Origin of the sequence: Methanolobus sp. ZRKC5 (genome assembly GCF_038446525.1) — an archaeon.
Classification (GTDB): Archaea; Halobacteriota; Methanosarcinia; order Methanosarcinales; family Methanosarcinaceae; genus Methanolobus.
Window position 1 is genome coordinate 909,555 of the sequence record NZ_CP151792.1, and the last position, 18,953, is coordinate 928,507.

Genomic DNA, 18,953 nt, shown 5'->3' on the forward strand with positions numbered 1-18,953 from the left:
TATGACTATCAATGCACTTGTAGTCGACGACTCCGCACTCATGCGCAAGGTTGTCTCTGATATCCTAAAAGAAGACCCTGAAATTAACGTAATAGCTACTGCCAGAAATGGCCTTGAAGCTGTAGAGAAGGTTGAAAAATTCAGGCCGGACGTAGTTACCCTGGATGTTGAGATGCCGAAACTGGATGGATTACACGCTCTGGGATATATTATGAGCGAATGTCCTACACCAGTTGTCATGTTGACAGCGATCGACTCCAGGTCAGCAGAGAGTACACTGAATGCATTTGAATATGGAGCAGTTGATTTCATACAAAAACCATCGGGAAATATTAGTTTAAATATTGCGGATATTGCTATAGAAATCCGCAAAAAAGTAAAAATGGCATCTAAAGTGGACCTGAAAAAACTCGGGTTCATGGAAGAACACGTGAAAAAGGCACGTGAAAATGAAGGAAAAACTTTGCGCACTACACAAAAGAAGCAGGTTATTCAGAAGAGCAAACACCATGCCAAAGGTAAGATCATTGCAATTGCGTCGTCAACAGGCGGACCGCGTGCACTTGAACAGGTTATACCCAAATTACCGGGTGACCTGAAAGTCCCTGTTGTAATAGTCCAGCATATGCCTGCAGGATTTACAGCATCACTTGCACAACGACTTGATGGCCAATCCCAATTGACAGTTACTGAGGCAAAAGATGGGGATGTACTCCATGCAGGGCATGCATACCTTGCACCAGGAAACTACCATATGGAGATTGTCTCGAAAGAAAAAGGTGGCTTTTATCATGAAGTCGTTTCACTCAACCAGAAACCTCGTGAACAGGGAGTCAGACCCTGCGCAAACATACTTTTCAACTCATTAGTCCCAATCTATGGAGCAAACATCATTACTGCTGTTTTAACCGGGATGGGAGCCGATGGGGCTGATGGAATTGAAGCTATAAAAAATGCCGGAGGAAAGGCGATTGCAGAGGATGAAAAATCCTGTGTTGTTTATGGCATGCCAAAAGCAGTAGTCCAACGAGGCCTTGCTGATAGCATCGTTCCTTTGGACAAAGTGTCGAGTGAAATATTACGGATGTTAAATTCATCTGGTGATTGAAATGTTTTTGCAAAAAGATAAGATCATTATGATCTTAGGGTTGGTGTGACCATGGATATGTCAGAATATAAAGAAATCTTTAAAACAGAGTCAGAAGAGCATCTACAACAACTTAATGATTCATTACTTGGGCTTGAAAAAAATCCTACTGATCTGGAATATATCAATACAATGTTCCGTTCAGCCCATACATTGAAAGGGATGTCAGCAACAATGGGATTCAACACCATTGCAGAGCTGACACATGAAATGGAAAATTTAATGGACATGGTGAGAAAATCACAAGTAGCAGTTAGTAACGGACTCATAGATATTCTCTTTGAGTGCCTGGATACTCTCGAAGCACTTGTAGAGACCGTAGATAATGGAGGAGAAGTAGATATCACATCCCTGCAAGCTGCACTTGTAAAAACCATGGAAACTACACTGCCTATGGATGAGATCACAGGTTCAATAGCTACAAGTACCAGCGTTATTGAAAATGAGATCAGTAATGAACTGCAAGCTGCTACTGAAACTGTGTCTGAAAATGACCTTGGATTGTCTGAAAATGAAAAACAGTCAATAGAATGTTCTACATTAGATGGTAACAGAGTTGTATCCTTAAACGTGACCCTTGATGAATCATGTGTGCTTAAATCAGCAAGGTCTACACTTGTACTTATCAATGTCACAAAGATGGGAGAAATTATTAAGTGCCAACCAAGTGAGGAAGAACTCGAAGATGAAAAATTTGATTTTGAGTTCACAGTAATATTTGCCACAAAAACAACAGATGAAGAGATTATCGGCAATATCTCCAAAATATCAGAAGTTAAAACTGTAATTCCTACTACAATCTCCCAAAGCGCATCTGATGACCAAAACGACCAGGAGATAAAAGAGAATAAGGAAGATGTCCAGCAAAGCAGCTCCGGTGTCAAAAGATCAGATGCGGTCAAAAGCATACAAAGTGTTAGGGTAAATATTGAACGACTAGATAACCTGATGAATCTGGTTGGAGAACTTATCATAAATAAAATCAGATTAAACCAGCTTGCTTCTGATCTCAATGCAAAGGACCTGGATGAGTCACTTGCAAACCTTGACCGCCTCACAAACGAGATACAGACAGAAGTTATGGAATCAAGAATGGTTCCTATTGACCAGATATTCAGCAGATTCCCAAGAATGATAAGGGACCTGGCAAAGTCTGAAGGTAAACAAATTAATCTCATCGTCGAAGGAAAAGAGATCGAACTTGACAGGACTGTTCTAGATGAGATCGGTGATCCACTTGTACACCTCTTACGTAATGCAGTTGACCACGGAATAGAAGCCGAAGAAGAGCGCACAAAACTAGGGAAACCTGTTGCGGGTCTTGTCAGGCTGGCAGCTTCACGTCAGAGAAATAGTGTCCTGATAGAAGTGGAAGATGATGGAAAAGGAATGGATCCCGCCACTCTAAGAGATATCGCTGTCAAGAAAGGAGTAATGACACGAGAAGAGGTCGACAAACTTTCTGACACAGACGCTTTGAATATCATTTTCATGCCTGGTTTTAGCGGAGCCAAAACCGTCACCGATATCTCAGGAAGAGGAGTCGGTATGGATGCTGTCAAAACAAAGATAGAAGCCCTTGGCGGAAGCGTAAAGATTAGTTCCGTACCTGGACAAGGCAGCATCATGAAACTCCAGTTACCACTTACAGTAGCTATTATTCAGTCACTTATGGTAACAGTAGCCGATGAAACATACGCTATACCACTTGGAAACGTTATCCGTGATGTGGGAATAAAGGCCAGTGATATAAAGACAATAGAAGGAAAAGAAGTTGTTCTTCTAAGAGGCGAAGTACTCCCATTGTTGAGACTACATGATGTACTCGACTGTACTACAGAACAGGAAGAGAAACAGAATCTCATCGTTGTTGTTGTTGAAAAGATGGGGAACAACATCGGACTTGTAGTTGACGGGCTTCTTGGTCAGCAGGAAGTAATAATTAAAACACTTGATAACAAAATTTTGAAAAATATGAAAGGATTTGCAGGTGCAACTATTCTTGGAGATGGAAGTGTCGCACTTATCCTGGATATTGCTACATTAATCTAAATATGAGGGAATAACATGACAGAATTGGATGAAATGGCAAAAGGAGCATTTCAAGAAGCAGGAAATATTGGAATGGGCCATCTGGCAACTTCACTTTCAAAGATGGTAAACAGGGATGTAAAAATCGATATCCCTGTTGTTGAGATGCTCACTCTGGATGAGATCATTGCACGGAGCAATGAAGAGGGAAAAAACAAAAGTGTCGTTGGAATACACCTGCACATGTCTGGTGATGTTGACGGTGGAACCCTTATACTGTTCCCTAAATTCTCTGCATTATCATTTTCCGACCTGCTTATGAAAAAGTCCATAGGCACAACCACAAAAATAGAGGAACAGCAAATAAGAAAACTTCGTGAAATGGGAGTGAACCTCTGTAGTTCCTACATGCGTGTTGTTAATGAGTTCCTTGGTATCAATCTCAAGATAGGAGATCCAAGTATTGAAGTTAACATGGAAGGAGTCGGCGATTTCATATCAGCTGAGATTGGAAACCTTGCTGACCAGTTCGTGGTTGTTAAAGGTGAATGTCGGTTACCTTCCACAAATTCAAAGAATGAATTTAACATGCTTTTCGAGCCTGGAGCTACGGACATAATAATGGCAGCTATCATGAAAAAGATGATGGGATAAGATGAATAGTGCCCATTTTGCTCTGGATATCGGCACAAGGACTGTTGTCGGGCTTATTGCAGGTGATAAACACCTCAATATCAAAGCTGCATGCATACACGAACATAATGAACGAAGTATGCAGGATGGACAGATACATGATATTGAAAAAGTCGCACAAGTTGTAGATGCAGTCAAAAAAGATCTAGAGAGTCAAATCGGGCACGAATTGTCAAAAGTTTCAGTTGCAGTTGCCGGAAGAGCCCTGAAAACATCAAAAGCACTGGTTTCGGTAGAAATACCCTACAGAGAGATCACAAGCAGGGATATTTCCGAGCTGGAATTTGAAGCTGTTACTAGAGCAAGTAAGGAACTTGGAATAGATGAAGGGTTTAATTGTGTTGGATATTCAGTTGTGAGCTATGAACTGGACAAGCAGAGAATATCCAATATGGCAGGCCAGAAAGGAAGTCATATTTCAGTTGAAGTACTTGCAACTTTCCTTCCGGAAGCTGTGATAAACAGTATGTTTGCAGTTCTTAAAAGCTGTTCACTTGAATCATACAGTGTTACACTTGAACCAATAGCTGCATTGAGTGTTGCCTTGCCTATCGATATGCGCAAGCTCAACATTGCACTTGTAGACATCGGAGCAGGTACGTCTGATATAGCTATTACTGACAATGGGACTGTCATTGGATATGGAATGGTACCGGAAGCAGGAGATGAAATTACTGATTTTATTTGTGACTATTATCTAGTTGACTTCAAAAAAGGTGAAACGATAAAACAATCCCTTACAAGCCAAGAGACTATAGAACTGGAAGATATTTTCGGTGTCAAATCAGACGTTCCCGTAAATCAGATTATTTTGGACATAGAAAATGAAGTGGCCAACCTGGCCCTACATATTGCAGAAGAGATCAAATCACTTAATAAAAAAACACCAAGAGCTGTTGTCCTTGTTGGTGGAGGGTCACAAACTGCAGGGCTTAAAGAACACCTGTCAAAGCATCTTGAACTTCCAATACAAAGAATTGGCTCCCGTCTCCCTAAACAGATAGAGGGCTTTGCAGACGGAACTGGGAAAATAAATGGTGCTGAGATGATAACACCCCTTGGCATTGCCATGATGGGAATTCTGGACCAGAGCATTGAGTTTATAGATGTTTCAGTTAACGGTTCAAACATACACCTGATGGACGTTAACGGTCTTTCCATAATGGATGCACTTGTCGGAGCAAAGGTAAAAAAACTTTATCCACGCCCGGGAATGGCCCTTAGTTTAAATGTTAACTCTGAATTCCTTGCTATTGAAGGAGAAATGGGAAAACATGCAGGAATATTGCTCGATGGAAAAAAAGCGACTCTTGGAGATCCCGTTCACAAAGGTTCAGTTATTGAATTCACAGCTCCCGTGGATGGAAAACATGCACAAATAAAGGTAAAGGACCTAGTAGACAAATTGGAAATTCCTTCCAGCGTGAAAATAAATGTCAATGGTAAAAATATAGAACAGAAGCCTTTGGCCAGCATAAATAAAAAAATGGTATCTCTTGATGATGATATACCAGACAGATCACAGATAAGCGTCAGGCCTGCCAGTCTTCAGGATTTCCTGGAACAGGAATACAATACAAAAGATGCTGAGATGATCAGTGTTACTGTAAATAATCGGATAATGTATTTTGAAAATACAAAATATGTTGTCAAACTAAACGATATTATTGTCGATTTATCCAAATTATCCACCCATACCCTTGCAGATGGTGACACTATAAGCATAGAAAGAACTGTGCTTGATAACAAGCTGGAAAATATTCTGGAAAAGCCAGAAAAAGGCAAAAACATCAGTGTGAACCTCAATGGTGAAGAAATAACATTCAAGGGATCACAGGCGCAAATTATCCTGAATGGGAAAAAAGCGAGTCTTTCCGATAAAATTAATGATGGAGACACTGTTAAGTTTAAAAAAGGAGAAGAGGCGGACCCTATTCTTTCAGACCTATTTGAATTTATGGATATTCGGAAGGAGGAACTTGTAGGCAAGAGCATGAGGCTCCTTGTAAACAATATTCCTGCCAGGTTCACTACCCCACTGAAAGATGGAAACAATGTGACTATAGAATTTGTAGAGGGATAAAAATGCTTAAACCCATTCAAAAAAATGACGATGACTACGTAATCCTAAAAACACTGATACAGAGGAAACTTGGATTTAATTGTGAACAATATAAGGACACACACTTTAAACGAAGGCTAGATGTCAGATTGCGTGCAACCAATTCCAAAACATACAAAGACTACGTGAAACTGCTTCAAAGCAGCAACACTGAGTATCCTGAACTTATGGAAACACTGACTGTAAATGTTACTAATTTCTTCAGGAATGCAGAAGTCTATGATATCGTCGAAAAAGAAGTGTTACCTGCTATAATCAAAGCAAAGAACAATGGACTCCGGTCCATACGCATATGGAGTGCAGGCTGCTCTATTGGCGTTGAAGCATACTCGATCGCAATGCTGCTGCACCACATACTGGGTGATGATTTCAAAAATTATAATATCAAAATAACAGGCACTGATATTGATAAAGAAAGTCTGTTAAAAGCCCAGAAAGGTGTTTACTCTGATATTGAAATGAAAGATGTAAGACCTGCTTTCCTGAACAAATACTTCACCAGAGAAGAGAACAACTACATAATTTCTGATGAACTTAAAAAAATTGCACAATTTAAAAAGCAAGACCTTATTTCAGGCCCTAAAATGAATGGTTTTGATGCCGTGTTCTGTAGGAATGTCACCATCTATTTCCAGAAAGAACTTCAGGAACAACTCTACATGGATTTCTATAGTGCATTGGGTAAAGATGGATTTTTTGTCATGGGTAAAACTGAGACCTTGATAGGACCTTCTAAAGACCAGTTCAAAGCTTTCAATTCAAAGGAGCGAATATACCAGAAATGACATCGATGCTTTGTTAGAAGTGACAACACATCTAAAATATGATTCAGGAGAGAACGCATGAAAGATAAAATATCAAATCTGACTGAGTTACAGATCAGTGCATTAAGAGAAGTAGTCAATATAGGCGTTGGTAATGCTGTCACTTCTCTTTCAAAAATGATCTCAAAAGAGATTAAGATAGAAGTACCGGGACTCAAAGTAGAATTGATAGAGAAAGTACCGAATGTTGCAGGCGGAGCTGATACTATTGTATCAGGAGTAATTATGCATGTAGCAGGGGATGTAGAAGGATACATAATGATGATGCTTCCCCAAGAAGCCACTGAAACAATATGCAAGACAATTACCACTGAGGTAGATGTCGATATTATGAGCCCTCTTAACCAGTCCCTGATAGAAGAGGTTGGCAATATCCTTGCAGGTTCCTATGTCAGCTCCCTTTCAAATTTTCTTGGACTGAATATAAAGTTGTCACCTCCTATGCAGACTTTTGACATGCTGGGTGCAATAATAGACCATATACTCATAGAAATGAGCGAAAAGGCAGAGCATGCACTACTTTTTGATACATTGTTCATGATCGAAGGTAACAGAATGAATGGTATATTCCTGACCTTGTTCGATCCTGATTCGATGGACATTATACTTGAACGGATCGATAAAATGATTTGACAGGAGTGAGAAAAATGAATATTGTACTTGATAAATTTTATTATGATGCACTGAACGAGGTGGGAAATATAGGAATGGGAAATGCAACCACCGCTCTTTCACAGCTTGTCGATAAATCAATAAATGTAAGCAGTTCAGCCCTTACATTGCTCAGTGTACAAGACATAAATAATGACACAAACAAAGACAGGATTGGAGCTATTGTGAGGGTAATGGGTGATATGAACGGAGGGTTCATACTCATAATCAGAAAACAACATTCTGAGGCATTATCTGAAATGCTTCTCAAAGAAAATTCCGAGGAGGATAATTATATGAAAACTTCAGCTTTTATTGAAGTTACCAATATACTTGCAGGAAGTTACTACAATGCTCTTTCGAAGTTCCTCAATCTTTCGATCATACCTTCTATTCCAATAGTATCTGAAGGAAACTCTAATGAGATATTCAAAAAAGCAAAGCTGCATATGAATGGGAAAATCGACCATATTTTCGGCTTAACTACCCTTTTTGAAGTTGTGGGTGAAGATAAATACCATAGTATGAGCGGTGACATGTACATGTTACTTGATTCAGCTTCATTACAATCTGTACTTGAAAAGATAGAAGAAATGCGTACGAGATAAGCATGATTATAGTGGGAATGGCCGATAGCGCAGTAGCGAAAAAACCTGAAAAAATAACGACTCTTGGACTTGGGTCATGTGTAGGCATTTCGCTGTACGATAAAAGCACTGGCGTTGGCGGGATGGTACACATTATGCTCCCCAGTATTGAGCAGGCAAGGTCAAAAGAGAACATTGCTAAATTTGCAGACACAGGCATACCTGCACTAATTGACGGTATGGTTGACCTGGGAGCCTATAAACACAGGACAATTGCCAAGATCGCAGGTGGTGCAAGTATGTTTTCTTTCAATTCCAACGCTCAGCTCAATATAGGAGAACGAAATGTGACTGCTACAAAAGAAACGCTAAAAGAACTTAAAATTCCCATTATTGCACAGGATACAGGACTTAATTATGGACGTACTATAATACTTGACACTGAAAACGGAGAACTTACTGTCAAGAGTGCAATCAAAGGCATAAAAACATATTGATATATATAATTAGTTTAATATATGTGCTGAGTACAAAATATAGGTGGCAACAGGATGTTAACTCCAGATATAACGATAATACACATTATTTTCATTTCCATATCAATGGCATGTGGATTTGCGGCTATATATTACTGGGTGAAAGTATACTTAGAAACAAAAAGAGGATCCATTGCCTGGTTGCTTCTTGCACTCACATCTATATTCCTTATCACATCAGCAATCTTCCCTTCTATTGCAATAAGTTCACAGGATACAGATATTACTGAAACGATATTCCTGTTCTTAGGATTTTGGAGTTCTGTTTACATTGCTATCTTTGCAGCTGCTGGTTTTTTGATGTTTCAGGCTTTCAGGACAGTGCCAAGGGAAAAGCTTGGAGATTATCTCATAGAAGGAATGGTATTCACAAAACCACTACACTCGGAAGAAGATATCGAGAATATCCCGGAAGTAGATCAAATATCCACTTTGCTCAAGAGATCCACATTAGTAGAATATACACCAAAGACCAGATACGAAGATTCTGTTATCGAGATTAGCCTACGTCTTTATGGAGAAATGGTAAATACAGTTCTTGTATCCACCCAACCACGTACAGCCATGTATAAGGAAAAGATCGGAGACCTTATGGATATAGGCGCAATGAAGTTCATAGAAATCTCATCTACAAGTGATCAGCTAAGTAATGAAGATGGAATTATCAAATTACCAACAGATGAACTTGACAACTTCTTTGAACTTACGAGCAAGCTCCCAAAAGGATGTGCAGTGATCTTTGAACCTATTAGTCAGCTGCTTCTCACAAAAGGAGAAAAAGAGACCTACGAATTTATGTCAGAAATGGTCGAAAGATTTGCAGCAAATGAACTACTCCTTATTGGAATGATCAACAAGGCCGCACATGAAGAGCAAATTGTAGCCAGGTTTGAAGGTTTGTTCTTAAATCTTGCAGAAGAAGAAGGTACAAGAATCCGCCTCATAAAAGGTGGAAACGAAGAATACATTCGATTCTACGTTGGAGAGAAATTCTTCATGGACCAAAATGTACACGTTGAACTAGAATAATTTCAGGAAGGACTTAAATGGGTAAAGAACTGGATAATTTCACGATAGATGCTTTCAAGGAAATAGGAAGCATAGGCATGGGAAATGCAACTACTTCCCTTTCCAAAATGATAGAGAAACGTGTCCAGCTTAATCTATCCGATGCCAGGCTGTTCGAACCATCCGCCATCATTGATATGATACCGGACTCAATAACCATGACAGGTATAATGATCCCTATTTACGGGGACATTAATGGTCTCGCAATGTTATTGTTCGAATTTGGAAATGCTGTTTATCTTAGCAATTTGTTACTGCAAAGCATCGAGCATGATGATGATCCAAGTATACATGAATCTGCACTTCTTGAAACTGGAAATATAATTGCAGGATCATATCTTAATTCACTATCATCTTTTCTTGACCTCAAAATAATGCATTCAGTACCCGATATAAGCATAGGGCCTATTATGGATATACTTGAAAAGGGGACATCCATAATGGAAAAAGAACCTGCGAATATATTGAATATTGAAACAATGTTTATGGTATACTCCTCGGAGAAAGACGTTGGAGCAGGAACCATCTATGGTGATATGTTCCTTTTACTGGACCCACAATCACTCGATAAAATGCAAGGTTCTATCAGAAATATGTTGGGATGAGCTTGGTTTTTAATAATAATTGATTTTTTAACGGTTGACTTTTATGAAAAATATCTGGACACAGCATCTGGAACGATCAAATACTGAAGATAGTGACAAGGGAACTAGATTCACTAAGATGCTGCATTCACTTGTAAGAACAGGTGTAAACACAGATGATTCTGTAGCAACCAAATTATTCTTTTCCGGAAACATCACTTCAAACGATCTATCTTATTCTATTGTAGATGACATGGATATTACTCCAGTCAAAGAAGACAAGATAAACGGACTTAATAATGGACTTATTAAAGCTTCATATGTAGCAGAGACTGAGCTTAATGTATGGGCAGCAAAAAGCCAAAAAGGGCATGAAATTGGACTTGAATCTTTAAGTCATGACCATGTCAGATTACTGATGGCAGAAGACGGACGGCTTTTTCTCAGATACGATGTTGCAGGTGAGACTCCTTTTGAGATGACGGTTAAGTCAGAAAACGAAGCTATGCAGATAATAGAAGAAGATAATGCAACTACTGAACAATTGTATCCCAAAAATCCAGAATTAAAATGGATTAAAATATCAGCACTTTAATATAATACAATGAATTCAATGGTAAAGATTAAAAACTATAACAGACATTAATATATAAATATAGTATATTTACTGATTAAATGCAAATCGATAAAGGAGACCTATAATCATGATGGACATTGCAATATATTCACTTGTTGATGATATGGTCAGCAAAGCAGGGACCGAAGGTGTTGTAGAATACTGGCTTCGCGTAGGTGAAAGCTATGCTGAGAGAATGGGAAAAGAAGCATACGTGGGATGGCCCGCTTTTAATGTGGCAATGAAAGACGGAAGAACCTCATTAACGGTTGAAGGAGCTGTCAATGTTCAAACCGATCTTGCCATCACTGACAAAGACGGAGATGTCATTGGATATGTCTATGCTTTAAAAACATGCCCTATGGCACCTACCATGGGAAGATACATTTCAAGAATTGGACCAATTCCGGATTCTGACACAGATGTTGCAGATAGTTACAACAACCGTATAAGAGATTCCGCTGTTTCAAATTATTGTATTACCCACCAGAAATTCAGAGAAGTTGCAGGAAACAACATTACTGTTGCAAAACAGGCACTTGAGTGTCTGCAACTGGCAAATAAAGGAATGACCGGTGAAGTAAAAATGGTAACTGACAATCTTTCCAGAATCAATGTAGATGAAAGACACATTAAAAGCATACTGCGTAATGCGTCCTGTGTCTTTGCCCTTATTGTAAAAGGCAAGAGTGCAGGCGAAGAGATAATTGATTAATGGTGATCATATGGCTGAAAATATAGGCTCAAATCCTTTTGTTGACGTGTCAGTATATCTCTTTTTTGAAGATATTTCTGATAAGCAGGGCGTAGAAGGCTTTACCAATTACATGGTAGGACAGGCTGAATCTCTTGCAAAATCCGTACCGGAAGAAGAATATAAGACATGGGACGATTTCACAAATGCTGTTGTGAACGGAGAATCAGTTCTTTCATCATTTGAAAGCATTGGACAGATCAGCAAGTATGGTTTTGTCACCAATGTCTGTCCATTCTCCAAGGCTATAAGAGAATACATAAAACGTATCGGTAATTTCAATCCGGTGCATATGGAAGCGACTGACCACTACAATCACACCATACAGCCATCTGCTGCGCACAGCGCATGTATGATGCACCAGACCTACCGCAAGGAAGTGGCAAAGAGAATAAAGATCGATGGAAAACCACTTCAATATGCACAGATAGCTGCAAAGGCATATACCGGAAAGATAGCACTTCCTCCTGAATCATGGAAAAAAGTATTACTGGAAAAAGCAGGAATTTCCGAAACTCAGGGATTCATGGAAATGAGAGAGAACAGTTGTCTTTATCTGTTATACGTTGAAGAATAAAAATAGAGTTGGTTTGGAGTTGGTAGGAAGATTTATACCACTCTAAAACCGATTTCTATTGATGCATCCCATAATAGTTTTCCTTTTTTCCCTGATACTTATACTGTTTCTTACCGCAAGGTTGAGAATACATCCTTTTTTGGGTCTTATTTTAACATCAGTTATTACAGGCATTCTTGCAGGTGAAGCATCAACGACCATCGGTGTAATTACAAGCGGAATGGGAAAAGTCTTTTCCAATTTTGCAATTATTATCACTGCCGGAAGTATAATCGGCCTTATACTACACAGGACAGGCGGTGCTAAAATAATCGCCGCTGATGTAATCAGAATATCAAGAAAACCACTTTTTGGTCTCAACATCCTTGGGTTTGTCTTTGCTGTACCGCTTATGTGCTGCATCCTTGCTTATGTTATATTCATCCCTGTTGCAAAAGAAATCAGATTAAAAGAAGGTTTCCCAAAAGTACTAACCGCATCAATTCTTGTTTTTGGGACACTGGCATCATACAACCTTGTATATCCATCGCCTGTTATCTATTCAGCAGCTTTTGAACTTGGAGTTCATAAGAGTGATATATTATTACCGGGCATAGTTCTCGCATTTATAGTTTCCATGGTGGGCTACTTTTATGCTACAAAGTTCTGCATTTTTGGAAAAGAGGATGAACCTACATTAGAGAATGATATTTATGAACAGGTTTCCAGCGAGCTGGTCAATTTCGGAAGGTTTGCTGCCTACACACCAATAGGACTTCCTGTTGCACTTATTCTTGCCGATGTATTTACAAATATAACATTGTTCAATGTTCTGGGAGAGCCAGATATGGCTCTGCTCATTGGAGTGATTATGGCTATTTTGTTTGCATACAGACAATATAGTCCTGATAATGTAAGGGAATGGATTGAAAAAGCAGTTAAAAGAAGTGGCGTTGTCATTCTGGATATGTGTGGAGGAGGCGCTCTTGGTGCCATTCTCGCAACTACAGGAGTAGGCGAAGAGATGGGAAGACTACTTACAGGGTTGAATATACCTGCACTTCTTATTCCTTTCCTCATTGCTGTTGCAATACAGAGTGTCCAGGGTTCAAGGGTTGTCACAATGCTGGTGGCACCTTCAATAGTGATACCTCTTATGCCGGTTCTTGGATTACCTACAGAGATCGTGCTCTTTTCAATGGCATCGGGAACATTTCTTATTTCACATTTCAATGACCCGTTCTTCTGGATCTATAAAGATCTGGCAGAACTGGAAACCGCTGAGGTTCTGAAAAGTTATACACTGGGTGGTGCTGTGATGGGAATCATCAGCCTTACGCTTACGGGTGTAGCATATCTACTCTTTTACTGAATGAAAGCGCAAAGAAAAAATAGAAAACAGACTGCTAACTTAGAATAAATGAAAAAAAGGACCGGTAAAGACCGGTCTTCTGTTTTAATGCTTAATGATGTTCGTGTTCTTCTTCAGCTTTTTCTGTTTCCCATGCATCATGTGCCTGGTCAATGGAACCAAGGCACTTCTTGCAGAGCTGAACAGTGTCTTCCTCAGCACCCTTTGAGAATGAAGGTCTGCTGATTGTTACATCATGCAACTGTGCTATAGCACCGCAGAATTCGCATTTGCCTGCTGAGCCACAGCTTGGGGATTCAGATTGCTTGTCGAAGCTTTTCTTTCCTGCATCAAGGCAGCCTTCGCAAAGACCCTGCCACATACCATGCGGATAGGAATGTGCGTACTTTGGCTTGAATATCCTCACAGGAACTACTGTTGGGATAGCAACTCCACAAAGATCACAATCTGCCATTTTAGAAACCTCCAGGAATCAATACTTTTGCAGCTTCCATTGCCCAGTAGACGAATGGTTCAGGCCAGAAACCAAGCACAAGTACACCAAGCACAGCAATTACCATTGCAATGGTGTATGGAAGTGGTTCTGATATCTTTTCACTCTCGGTTGGGAGGAAGTACATGTATTTGACGATCTTTGCATAGTAGTACAGTGATATTGCACTGTTAAGTATTGCAATTACTGCGAGCCACACAAACCCTGACTGGATGGTTGATGAGAACAGAATGAACTTGCTCATGTAACCTGCTGTGAGCGGGATACCTGCCAGTGCAAATACGAACACTGTCATTGAAAGAGCAGTTATTGGCATTCTTCTGCCAAGTCCTCTGAAGTTGTCAATATGGTCAGGGTCAGTTGAATCCTTGTTCTCTGAAAGTATCATGTATGTCACAGCTGCAGTTGCAATGAAAGCTCCTGCCTTCATGAAACCGTGTGACAGTGCATAGAAGATACCTCCACCAAGTGCCATGGGAGTGAGTACCACAAATGCCATTGTGATGTAGCCTGCCTGTGCAAGTGAAGAGTATGCAAGCATTCTCTTGACACTTGTCTGGTTAAGAGCTACAACGTTACCATATGTCATTGTGACAACTGCAAGTATTGCAAATGCGATCTGCCATTCAGTCTGAAGGGCTATGAGTGCAACTACGAATATCTTAAGAGCTGCTACAATACCCATCTTCTTTGAACCGGCTGCAAGCAATGCAGACACTACTGAAGGTGCACCCTGATATGTATCAGGTGCCCACATGTGGAATGGTACAAGAGCGATCTTGAAACCAAATCCTGCTATCAGGAGAACCACTGCCACAAGTCCCATTGGACTTGATACAAGTACATCTGCGTTGGCTGCAATTCCCGGAATGCTGGTTGTGCCTGTTGCTCCGTACAGATAAGATATACCAAGAAGCATAAGAGCTGCTGAAAGTGAACCTATGATAAAGTATTTCAGCGCAGCCTCCAGTGACTTGGGGTTCTTCTTCTCAAAGCCTGCAAGCGCATAGGTTGCAAGACTTGCAAGTTCGAATGCAATGAACAATACCATGAGATCGTTTGCAGATGCAACGAACATCATGCCTATGGTTGCAAATAATCCGAGTGTGAAGAACTCTTCAGTGCTACTGTTGCCTTCAGTGTACTTTATACCTGAGATCGTAAAGAGTAATGCGACCACAAGGAACACTATCTTGAAGAACTGGGACAGAGCATCTATAGACACAGTGTCATTAAATGCCGTCGCCTGGGTTCCAAGACTTGAAACCGTGAAGAACAGGGCAACAATGACACCCAGTGTTGCGATGTAACCCAGTATCTTCTTTGACTCTGTCGGGATGAAAAGCCCGATAAGCAATACTGCCAGCCCTGTTAACACAAGGGATAGTTCAGGTGCAAATAACATTAGATCCATTATTCACACCCCCATGACAGCCATTAGGCTGATTATCTGTTCTGAATTAGTCAACATCATATCAAGCACCGGGCTTGGGTTAAGTCCGAAGTACAGTATGAGAATCGCAATGATACCCATTGAAAGTGTTTGATAACTATTGATATCAAAAACTGTACCGAGCTTCTCATTGTAAACACCAAACATTGCCCTCTGGAGAGCCCACAGGTGATAAGCTGCCGTTATTACGATAGCAAGCAGTGCAATAATTACGTAGACAGGGAGATTTACGAAACTTCCTGCAAGCACTGATACTTCCGCAATGAAACCAGTAAGTCCTGGGAGTCCAAGGGATGCCATAAAGGTAAATACCATGATAGTTGCCAGTTTTGGCATCTTCTGTGCAAGGCCTCCAAGATCATTAATAATCCTTGTGCCTGTTGCATTGTTGATTACGCCACATGACATGAACATAATACTCATGATAAGTCCGTGTGAGAACTGCTGGAACATTGCTCCTGATACGGAGAGTGATACCAGACCAGCTGCACCAAGTGTTACGTAACCCATGTGACTTACACTGGAGTATGCAACCATTTTCTTGAGGTCCTTCTGTGAGAGTGCAAGGAATGCACCGTAGAGTATACTTACAGAACCAAGAACTGCCATTATGGTTATCATCAGGTTTGGTGATGCTGTGAATGGCAACATTGGAAGCATGATCTTAAAGAGACCATATCCACCGATCTTGAGCATGACAAAGAGCACACTGCCGGCAGTTGGTGCCTCAGTATATGCATCAGGAAGCCATGAATGGAACGGGAAACTTGGTATCTTGACAATGAAACCAAAGAGCAGTGCAAGGAATATCATATCCTTTACAATTCCGGATTCAATGAACTGGAATTGGGCAATAAGTGTTGGTATGTCCAGAGTTGGTACTCCTGTCATATCCCATGCTGCGAAGTAAAGTCCGAATATACCGAGCAGCATCACAAGAGAAGCCACGTGAGTGTATATGAAGAACTTTATTGCTGCATGATGTTTGTTGGGTCCTCCCCATATGCTCACCATGAAGAAGAGCGGTATGAGTGTAAGTTCCCAGAACACGTAAAACAGGAAGAAGTCCAGTGAAGTGAATACACCAATGACTGCACCCTCTGTTGCAAGTATACATGCATAGAACTTGTTCGGTGATTTCCTTTCATCGTTCCATGTAAACAGAACGAGAAGTGGAAGGACAATTGCATTGAGAAGTATCAATGGCATTGAAATTCCGTCAACACCGAGGTGGTAGGTAATTCCAAGGGAAGGTACCCACTGTGCAAGTTCCTCGAATTGATTAGCAGCTATACTGCTGTCGAAGTTAAAGTACATGTATACTGTAAGTAACAGTACAGAAACAGTAGCTACCAAGGCAAGTGACCTTGCCTGTTCTTTTGTTTTTGTTAATAATGTTAGTGCTGCAAATATCAGAGGTATCAGCACGATCAAAGATAGTATCGGCAACATCAAAGTACCTCCATTACCACTGTAATAAGTATGACCAGAAGACTTACTCCGGTTATCACTGCAGTGGCGTAATTCTGTACAGCTCCTGTCTGGAATTGACGTAGTGATTCACCAGTCTCCAGTGTAAGGTCACCAAACCAGTTAACTATCCAGTCAAATCCTCTGTCAGCGGCACGTCCTGCAAAGGCAAATCCTTCGTAGATGACCTTGACTGAGAAGAAGTTCGTGAAGATAGAGTTCTGGTAGTACCTGTTGTACAGAAGTTTGTAAATAGGGTTGTTTCTTGAAACAAGGCTGTCCATATTGACGATCTTCAGTCCGTAGACAAGGAAAGCAATCAGGAAACCTGCAACTGCGACGATCAGTGGCATCCAGAGTATGAGCATTGGCTCATGTCCTGCATGTTCTGCAAGGTGGTAGCCACCAAGTGATGCAAGTTCGGAAATGTCCACATGCACGAAATTGTTCATGAAGGTATCACTTACAAAAGTGTTGAATGTCTTTGAGGCCAGGCCACCGAAGAACAGTGCAAACACTGCAAGTATTGAAAGAGGGACCGTCATTGATGCAGGTGACTCGTGTCCACCGTAATCTGTACGTGGCTTTCCGTAGAATGTCATAAATAGAAGCCTGAAGATATACAGGGATGTCAGCAGAGCTGCAGCGATAGAAAGTGCGTATGGGATCCATGATCCGGTTGTTTCTCCAAAGAGATATGCGCTTTCGATAATCGCATCCTTACTGAAGAAACCACTTGTACCGATGGATGTTCCCGGAATACCAATACCTGAAAGTGCCAGGGCTGCAGCGATCATTGTTGCTGCGGTTATTGGCATTACTTTAGCAACGCCACCAAGCTGTCTCATGTCGTGTGTACCTACAGCGTGAATAACACTACCTGCACACAGGAAGAGAAGAGCCTTGAAGAATGCGTGGTTGACCAGGTGGAAGAGTGATATACCTACTGCTTCAGCACCGATAGTTGCACCAACACCAAGACCAAGCATCATGTAACCGAGCTGACTGATGGTGGAGTATGCAAGTACACGCTTAAGGTCGTTCATAACAATTCCCATTGTTGCTGCAAATATTGCAGTGAAAGCACCGAGGTATGCCACAATCATTAGTGAACTTGGAGCTGCGATGAACATTGGGAATGTTCTTGCTACCAGGTATACACCGGCTGTAACCATCGTTGCTGCGTGTATGAGAGCTGAAACGGTTGTTGGACCTTCCATTGCATCAGGAAGCCACACATGAAGCGGGAACTGACCTGACTTACCAACAGCACCACCGAAGAATAAGAGTGTTATCAGTGTGATGTGACTTACTTCCATTCCGAAAATGTTTGCATTTATTGCTGCAATTTCAGGAATGTGAGCAAATATTACATCGAACCTGAGTATGTACACACCATCAGGAATGACGCCGTTGAATATCTTAAAGAGGTCTGAGAACAGGACAACTATTCCTGTAAGGAACATCACGTCACCAATTCTGGTTGTCAGGAAAGCTTTCTTTGCTGCTGTTGCAGCGGATGGCTTATGGAACCAGAATCCGATGAGTAAGTATGAACAAACACCCACAAGTTCCCAGCAAATGAAGAGCTGCAGGATGTTGTCTGAAAGAACCAGACCAAGCATTGAAGCTGTGAACAATGCTGTTTCGGCAAAGTACCTGGACTGTGCCTTGTCATGTGACATGTAGCCTAATGAATAGATGTGAATAAGCAGACTGACAAATGTCACCATTGTAAGCATAACAGCTGCCAGCGGATCAACAAGGATACCTATGTTGAGCATGGCGAACCAGCTGTATGACTGGGTCACAACTTCTTCAGGGTTTGCGAGTAATCTCAATGTTATCAATAATGATAGCACAAATGATGTTGCAATAGCTGCTATTGGAATTATTGCACCGCCGGTTGGCAGTTTTTTTCCGAAGAAAAAAGTCAGCACAAAGGCCAATGCAGGCAGGAGTGGTATTAAGAATGCGAGATCTTCTACTGCCATTT

The 18,953-nt window shown here is 40.8% G+C and carries 18 protein-coding genes; 14 read left to right on the top strand and 4 right to left on the bottom strand.

Annotated elements, in window-relative coordinates:
• The first annotated feature begins 1 nt into the window (after position 1).
• The 14 genes from WN948_RS04280 to WN948_RS04345 all read left to right on the top strand — a co-directional run bounded on the left by WN948_RS04280 (position 2) and on the right by WN948_RS04345 (position 13,541).
• Positions 2 to 1,108, top strand: coding sequence for a chemotaxis response regulator protein-glutamate methylesterase (locus WN948_RS04280; RefSeq protein ID WP_342305767.1), 1,107 nt, complete (start codon positions 2 to 4; stop codon positions 1,106 to 1,108).
• Between the two features lie 57 nt (positions 1,109 to 1,165).
• Positions 1,166 to 3,199, top strand: coding sequence for a chemotaxis protein CheA (locus WN948_RS04285; protein WP_342305769.1), 2,034 nt, complete (start codon positions 1,166 to 1,168; stop codon positions 3,197 to 3,199).
• A 15-nt stretch (positions 3,200 to 3,214) separates the two neighbouring features.
• On the top strand, positions 3,215 to 3,832 hold the full coding sequence (locus WN948_RS04290; RefSeq protein ID WP_342305770.1) for a chemotaxis protein CheC: 618 nt from the start codon (positions 3,215 to 3,217) through the stop codon (positions 3,830 to 3,832).
• Position 3,833: 1 nt separating this feature from the next.
• Positions 3,834 to 5,954 carry a cell division FtsA domain-containing protein gene (locus WN948_RS04295; protein ID WP_342305771.1) on the top strand — a complete coding sequence of 707 codons (2,121 nt, stop codon included), beginning with the start codon at positions 3,834 to 3,836 and terminating at the stop codon, positions 5,952 to 5,954.
• Positions 5,955 to 5,956: 2 nt separating this feature from the next.
• Positions 5,957 to 6,778 (top strand): protein-glutamate O-methyltransferase CheR, encoded by an 822-nt coding sequence (locus WN948_RS04300; protein WP_342305772.1) that lies wholly within the window; start codon positions 5,957 to 5,959, stop codon positions 6,776 to 6,778.
• A 57-nt stretch (positions 6,779 to 6,835) separates the two neighbouring features.
• Positions 6,836 to 7,450, top strand: coding sequence for a chemotaxis protein CheC (locus WN948_RS04305; protein ID WP_342305773.1), 615 nt, complete (start codon positions 6,836 to 6,838; stop codon positions 7,448 to 7,450).
• A 14-nt stretch (positions 7,451 to 7,464) separates the two neighbouring features.
• Positions 7,465 to 8,076 (top strand): chemotaxis protein CheC, encoded by a 612-nt coding sequence (locus WN948_RS04310; protein ID WP_342305774.1) that lies wholly within the window; start codon positions 7,465 to 7,467, stop codon positions 8,074 to 8,076.
• Positions 8,077 to 8,078: 2 nt separating this feature from the next.
• On the top strand, positions 8,079 to 8,552 hold the full coding sequence (locus WN948_RS04315; protein ID WP_342305775.1) for a chemotaxis protein CheD: 474 nt from the start codon (positions 8,079 to 8,081) through the stop codon (positions 8,550 to 8,552).
• A gap of 54 nt (positions 8,553 to 8,606) precedes the next feature.
• Positions 8,607 to 9,620 (top strand): DUF3795 domain-containing protein, encoded by a 1,014-nt coding sequence (locus WN948_RS04320; RefSeq protein ID WP_342305776.1) that lies wholly within the window; start codon positions 8,607 to 8,609, stop codon positions 9,618 to 9,620.
• A gap of 17 nt (positions 9,621 to 9,637) precedes the next feature.
• Complete coding sequence (locus WN948_RS04325) at positions 9,638 to 10,264, top strand: chemotaxis protein CheC (protein WP_342305777.1); 627 nt, start codon at positions 9,638 to 9,640, stop codon at positions 10,262 to 10,264.
• Positions 10,265 to 10,307: 43 nt separating this feature from the next.
• Positions 10,308 to 10,838, top strand: a complete 531-nt coding sequence (locus tag WN948_RS04330) for a hypothetical protein (RefSeq protein ID WP_342305778.1) — start codon at positions 10,308 to 10,310, stop codon at positions 10,836 to 10,838.
• Positions 10,839 to 10,947: 109 nt separating this feature from the next.
• Complete coding sequence (locus WN948_RS04335) at positions 10,948 to 11,574, top strand: hypothetical protein (protein WP_342305779.1); 627 nt, start codon at positions 10,948 to 10,950, stop codon at positions 11,572 to 11,574.
• Positions 11,575 to 11,584: 10 nt separating this feature from the next.
• Entirely contained in the window at positions 11,585 to 12,190 is a 606-nt protein-coding gene (locus tag WN948_RS04340) for a hypothetical protein (RefSeq protein ID WP_342305780.1), read from the top strand.
• A gap of 61 nt (positions 12,191 to 12,251) precedes the next feature.
• Positions 12,252 to 13,541 (top strand): GntP family permease, encoded by a 1,290-nt coding sequence (locus tag WN948_RS04345; protein WP_342305781.1) that lies wholly within the window; start codon positions 12,252 to 12,254, stop codon positions 13,539 to 13,541.
• Positions 13,542 to 13,632: 91 nt separating this feature from the next.
• On the opposite strand, the gene fpoO is transcribed toward WN948_RS04345, so the two are convergent.
• The 4 genes from fpoO to fpoL are packed head-to-tail and all read right to left on the bottom strand — an operon-like array spanning position 13,633 to position 18,951.
• A complete protein-coding gene (fpoO, locus tag WN948_RS04350) occupies positions 13,633 to 13,995 on the bottom strand; it encodes a F420H2 dehydrogenase subunit FpoO (protein ID WP_342305782.1) in 363 nt (120 codons plus the stop codon).
• A 1-nt stretch (position 13,996) separates the two neighbouring features.
• The gene (gene fpoN / locus WN948_RS04355; RefSeq protein ID WP_342306538.1) at positions 13,997 to 15,451 is read right to left on the bottom strand and encodes a F(420)H(2) dehydrogenase subunit N; all 1,455 of its coding nucleotides are present in this window, start codon (positions 15,449 to 15,451) and stop codon (positions 13,997 to 13,999) included.
• Positions 15,452 to 16,939, bottom strand: a complete 1,488-nt coding sequence (gene fpoM / locus WN948_RS04360; RefSeq protein ID WP_342306539.1) for a F(420)H(2) dehydrogenase subunit M — start codon at positions 16,937 to 16,939, stop codon at positions 15,452 to 15,454.
• Positions 16,939 to 18,951, bottom strand: coding sequence for a F420H2 dehydrogenase subunit FpoL (gene fpoL, locus WN948_RS04365; protein ID WP_342305783.1), 2,013 nt, complete (start codon positions 18,949 to 18,951; stop codon positions 16,939 to 16,941). The genes fpoM and fpoL overlap by 1 nt, the downstream gene beginning before the upstream one ends.
• Between the last annotated feature and the right edge of the window lie 2 nt (positions 18,952 to 18,953).

Bases quoted from the DNA above. Each gene is read 5' to 3' on its own strand.
- WN948_RS04280 (WP_342305767.1), top strand. From the start codon at position 2: ATGACTATCAATGCACTTGTAGTCGACGACTCCGCACTCATGCGCAAG.
- WN948_RS04285 (WP_342305769.1), top strand. From the start codon at position 1,166: ATGTCAGAATATAAAGAAATCTTTAAAACAGAGTCAGAAGAGCATCTA.
- WN948_RS04290 (WP_342305770.1), top strand. From the start codon at position 3,215: ATGACAGAATTGGATGAAATGGCAAAAGGAGCATTTCAAGAAGCAGGA.
- WN948_RS04295 (WP_342305771.1), top strand. From the start codon at position 3,834: ATGAATAGTGCCCATTTTGCTCTGGATATCGGCACAAGGACTGTTGTC.
- WN948_RS04300 (WP_342305772.1), top strand. From the start codon at position 5,957: ATGCTTAAACCCATTCAAAAAAATGACGATGACTACGTAATCCTAAAA.
- WN948_RS04305 (WP_342305773.1), top strand. From the start codon at position 6,836: ATGAAAGATAAAATATCAAATCTGACTGAGTTACAGATCAGTGCATTA.
- WN948_RS04310 (WP_342305774.1), top strand. From the start codon at position 7,465: ATGAATATTGTACTTGATAAATTTTATTATGATGCACTGAACGAGGTG.
- WN948_RS04315 (WP_342305775.1), top strand. From the start codon at position 8,079: ATGATTATAGTGGGAATGGCCGATAGCGCAGTAGCGAAAAAACCTGAA.
- WN948_RS04320 (WP_342305776.1), top strand. From the start codon at position 8,607: ATGTTAACTCCAGATATAACGATAATACACATTATTTTCATTTCCATA.
- WN948_RS04325 (WP_342305777.1), top strand. From the start codon at position 9,638: ATGGGTAAAGAACTGGATAATTTCACGATAGATGCTTTCAAGGAAATA.
- WN948_RS04330 (WP_342305778.1), top strand. From the start codon at position 10,308: ATGAAAAATATCTGGACACAGCATCTGGAACGATCAAATACTGAAGAT.
- WN948_RS04335 (WP_342305779.1), top strand. From the start codon at position 10,948: ATGATGGACATTGCAATATATTCACTTGTTGATGATATGGTCAGCAAA.
- WN948_RS04340 (WP_342305780.1), top strand. From the start codon at position 11,585: ATGGCTGAAAATATAGGCTCAAATCCTTTTGTTGACGTGTCAGTATAT.
- WN948_RS04345 (WP_342305781.1), top strand. From the start codon at position 12,252: ATGCATCCCATAATAGTTTTCCTTTTTTCCCTGATACTTATACTGTTT.
- fpoO (WP_342305782.1), bottom strand. From the start codon at position 13,995: ATGGCAGATTGTGATCTTTGTGGAGTTGCTATCCCAACAGTAGTTCCT.
- fpoM (WP_342306539.1), bottom strand. From the start codon at position 16,939: ATGTTGCCGATACTATCTTTGATCGTGCTGATACCTCTGATATTTGCA.
- fpoL (WP_342305783.1), bottom strand. From the start codon at position 18,951: ATGGCAGTAGAAGATCTCGCATTCTTAATACCACTCCTGCCTGCATTG.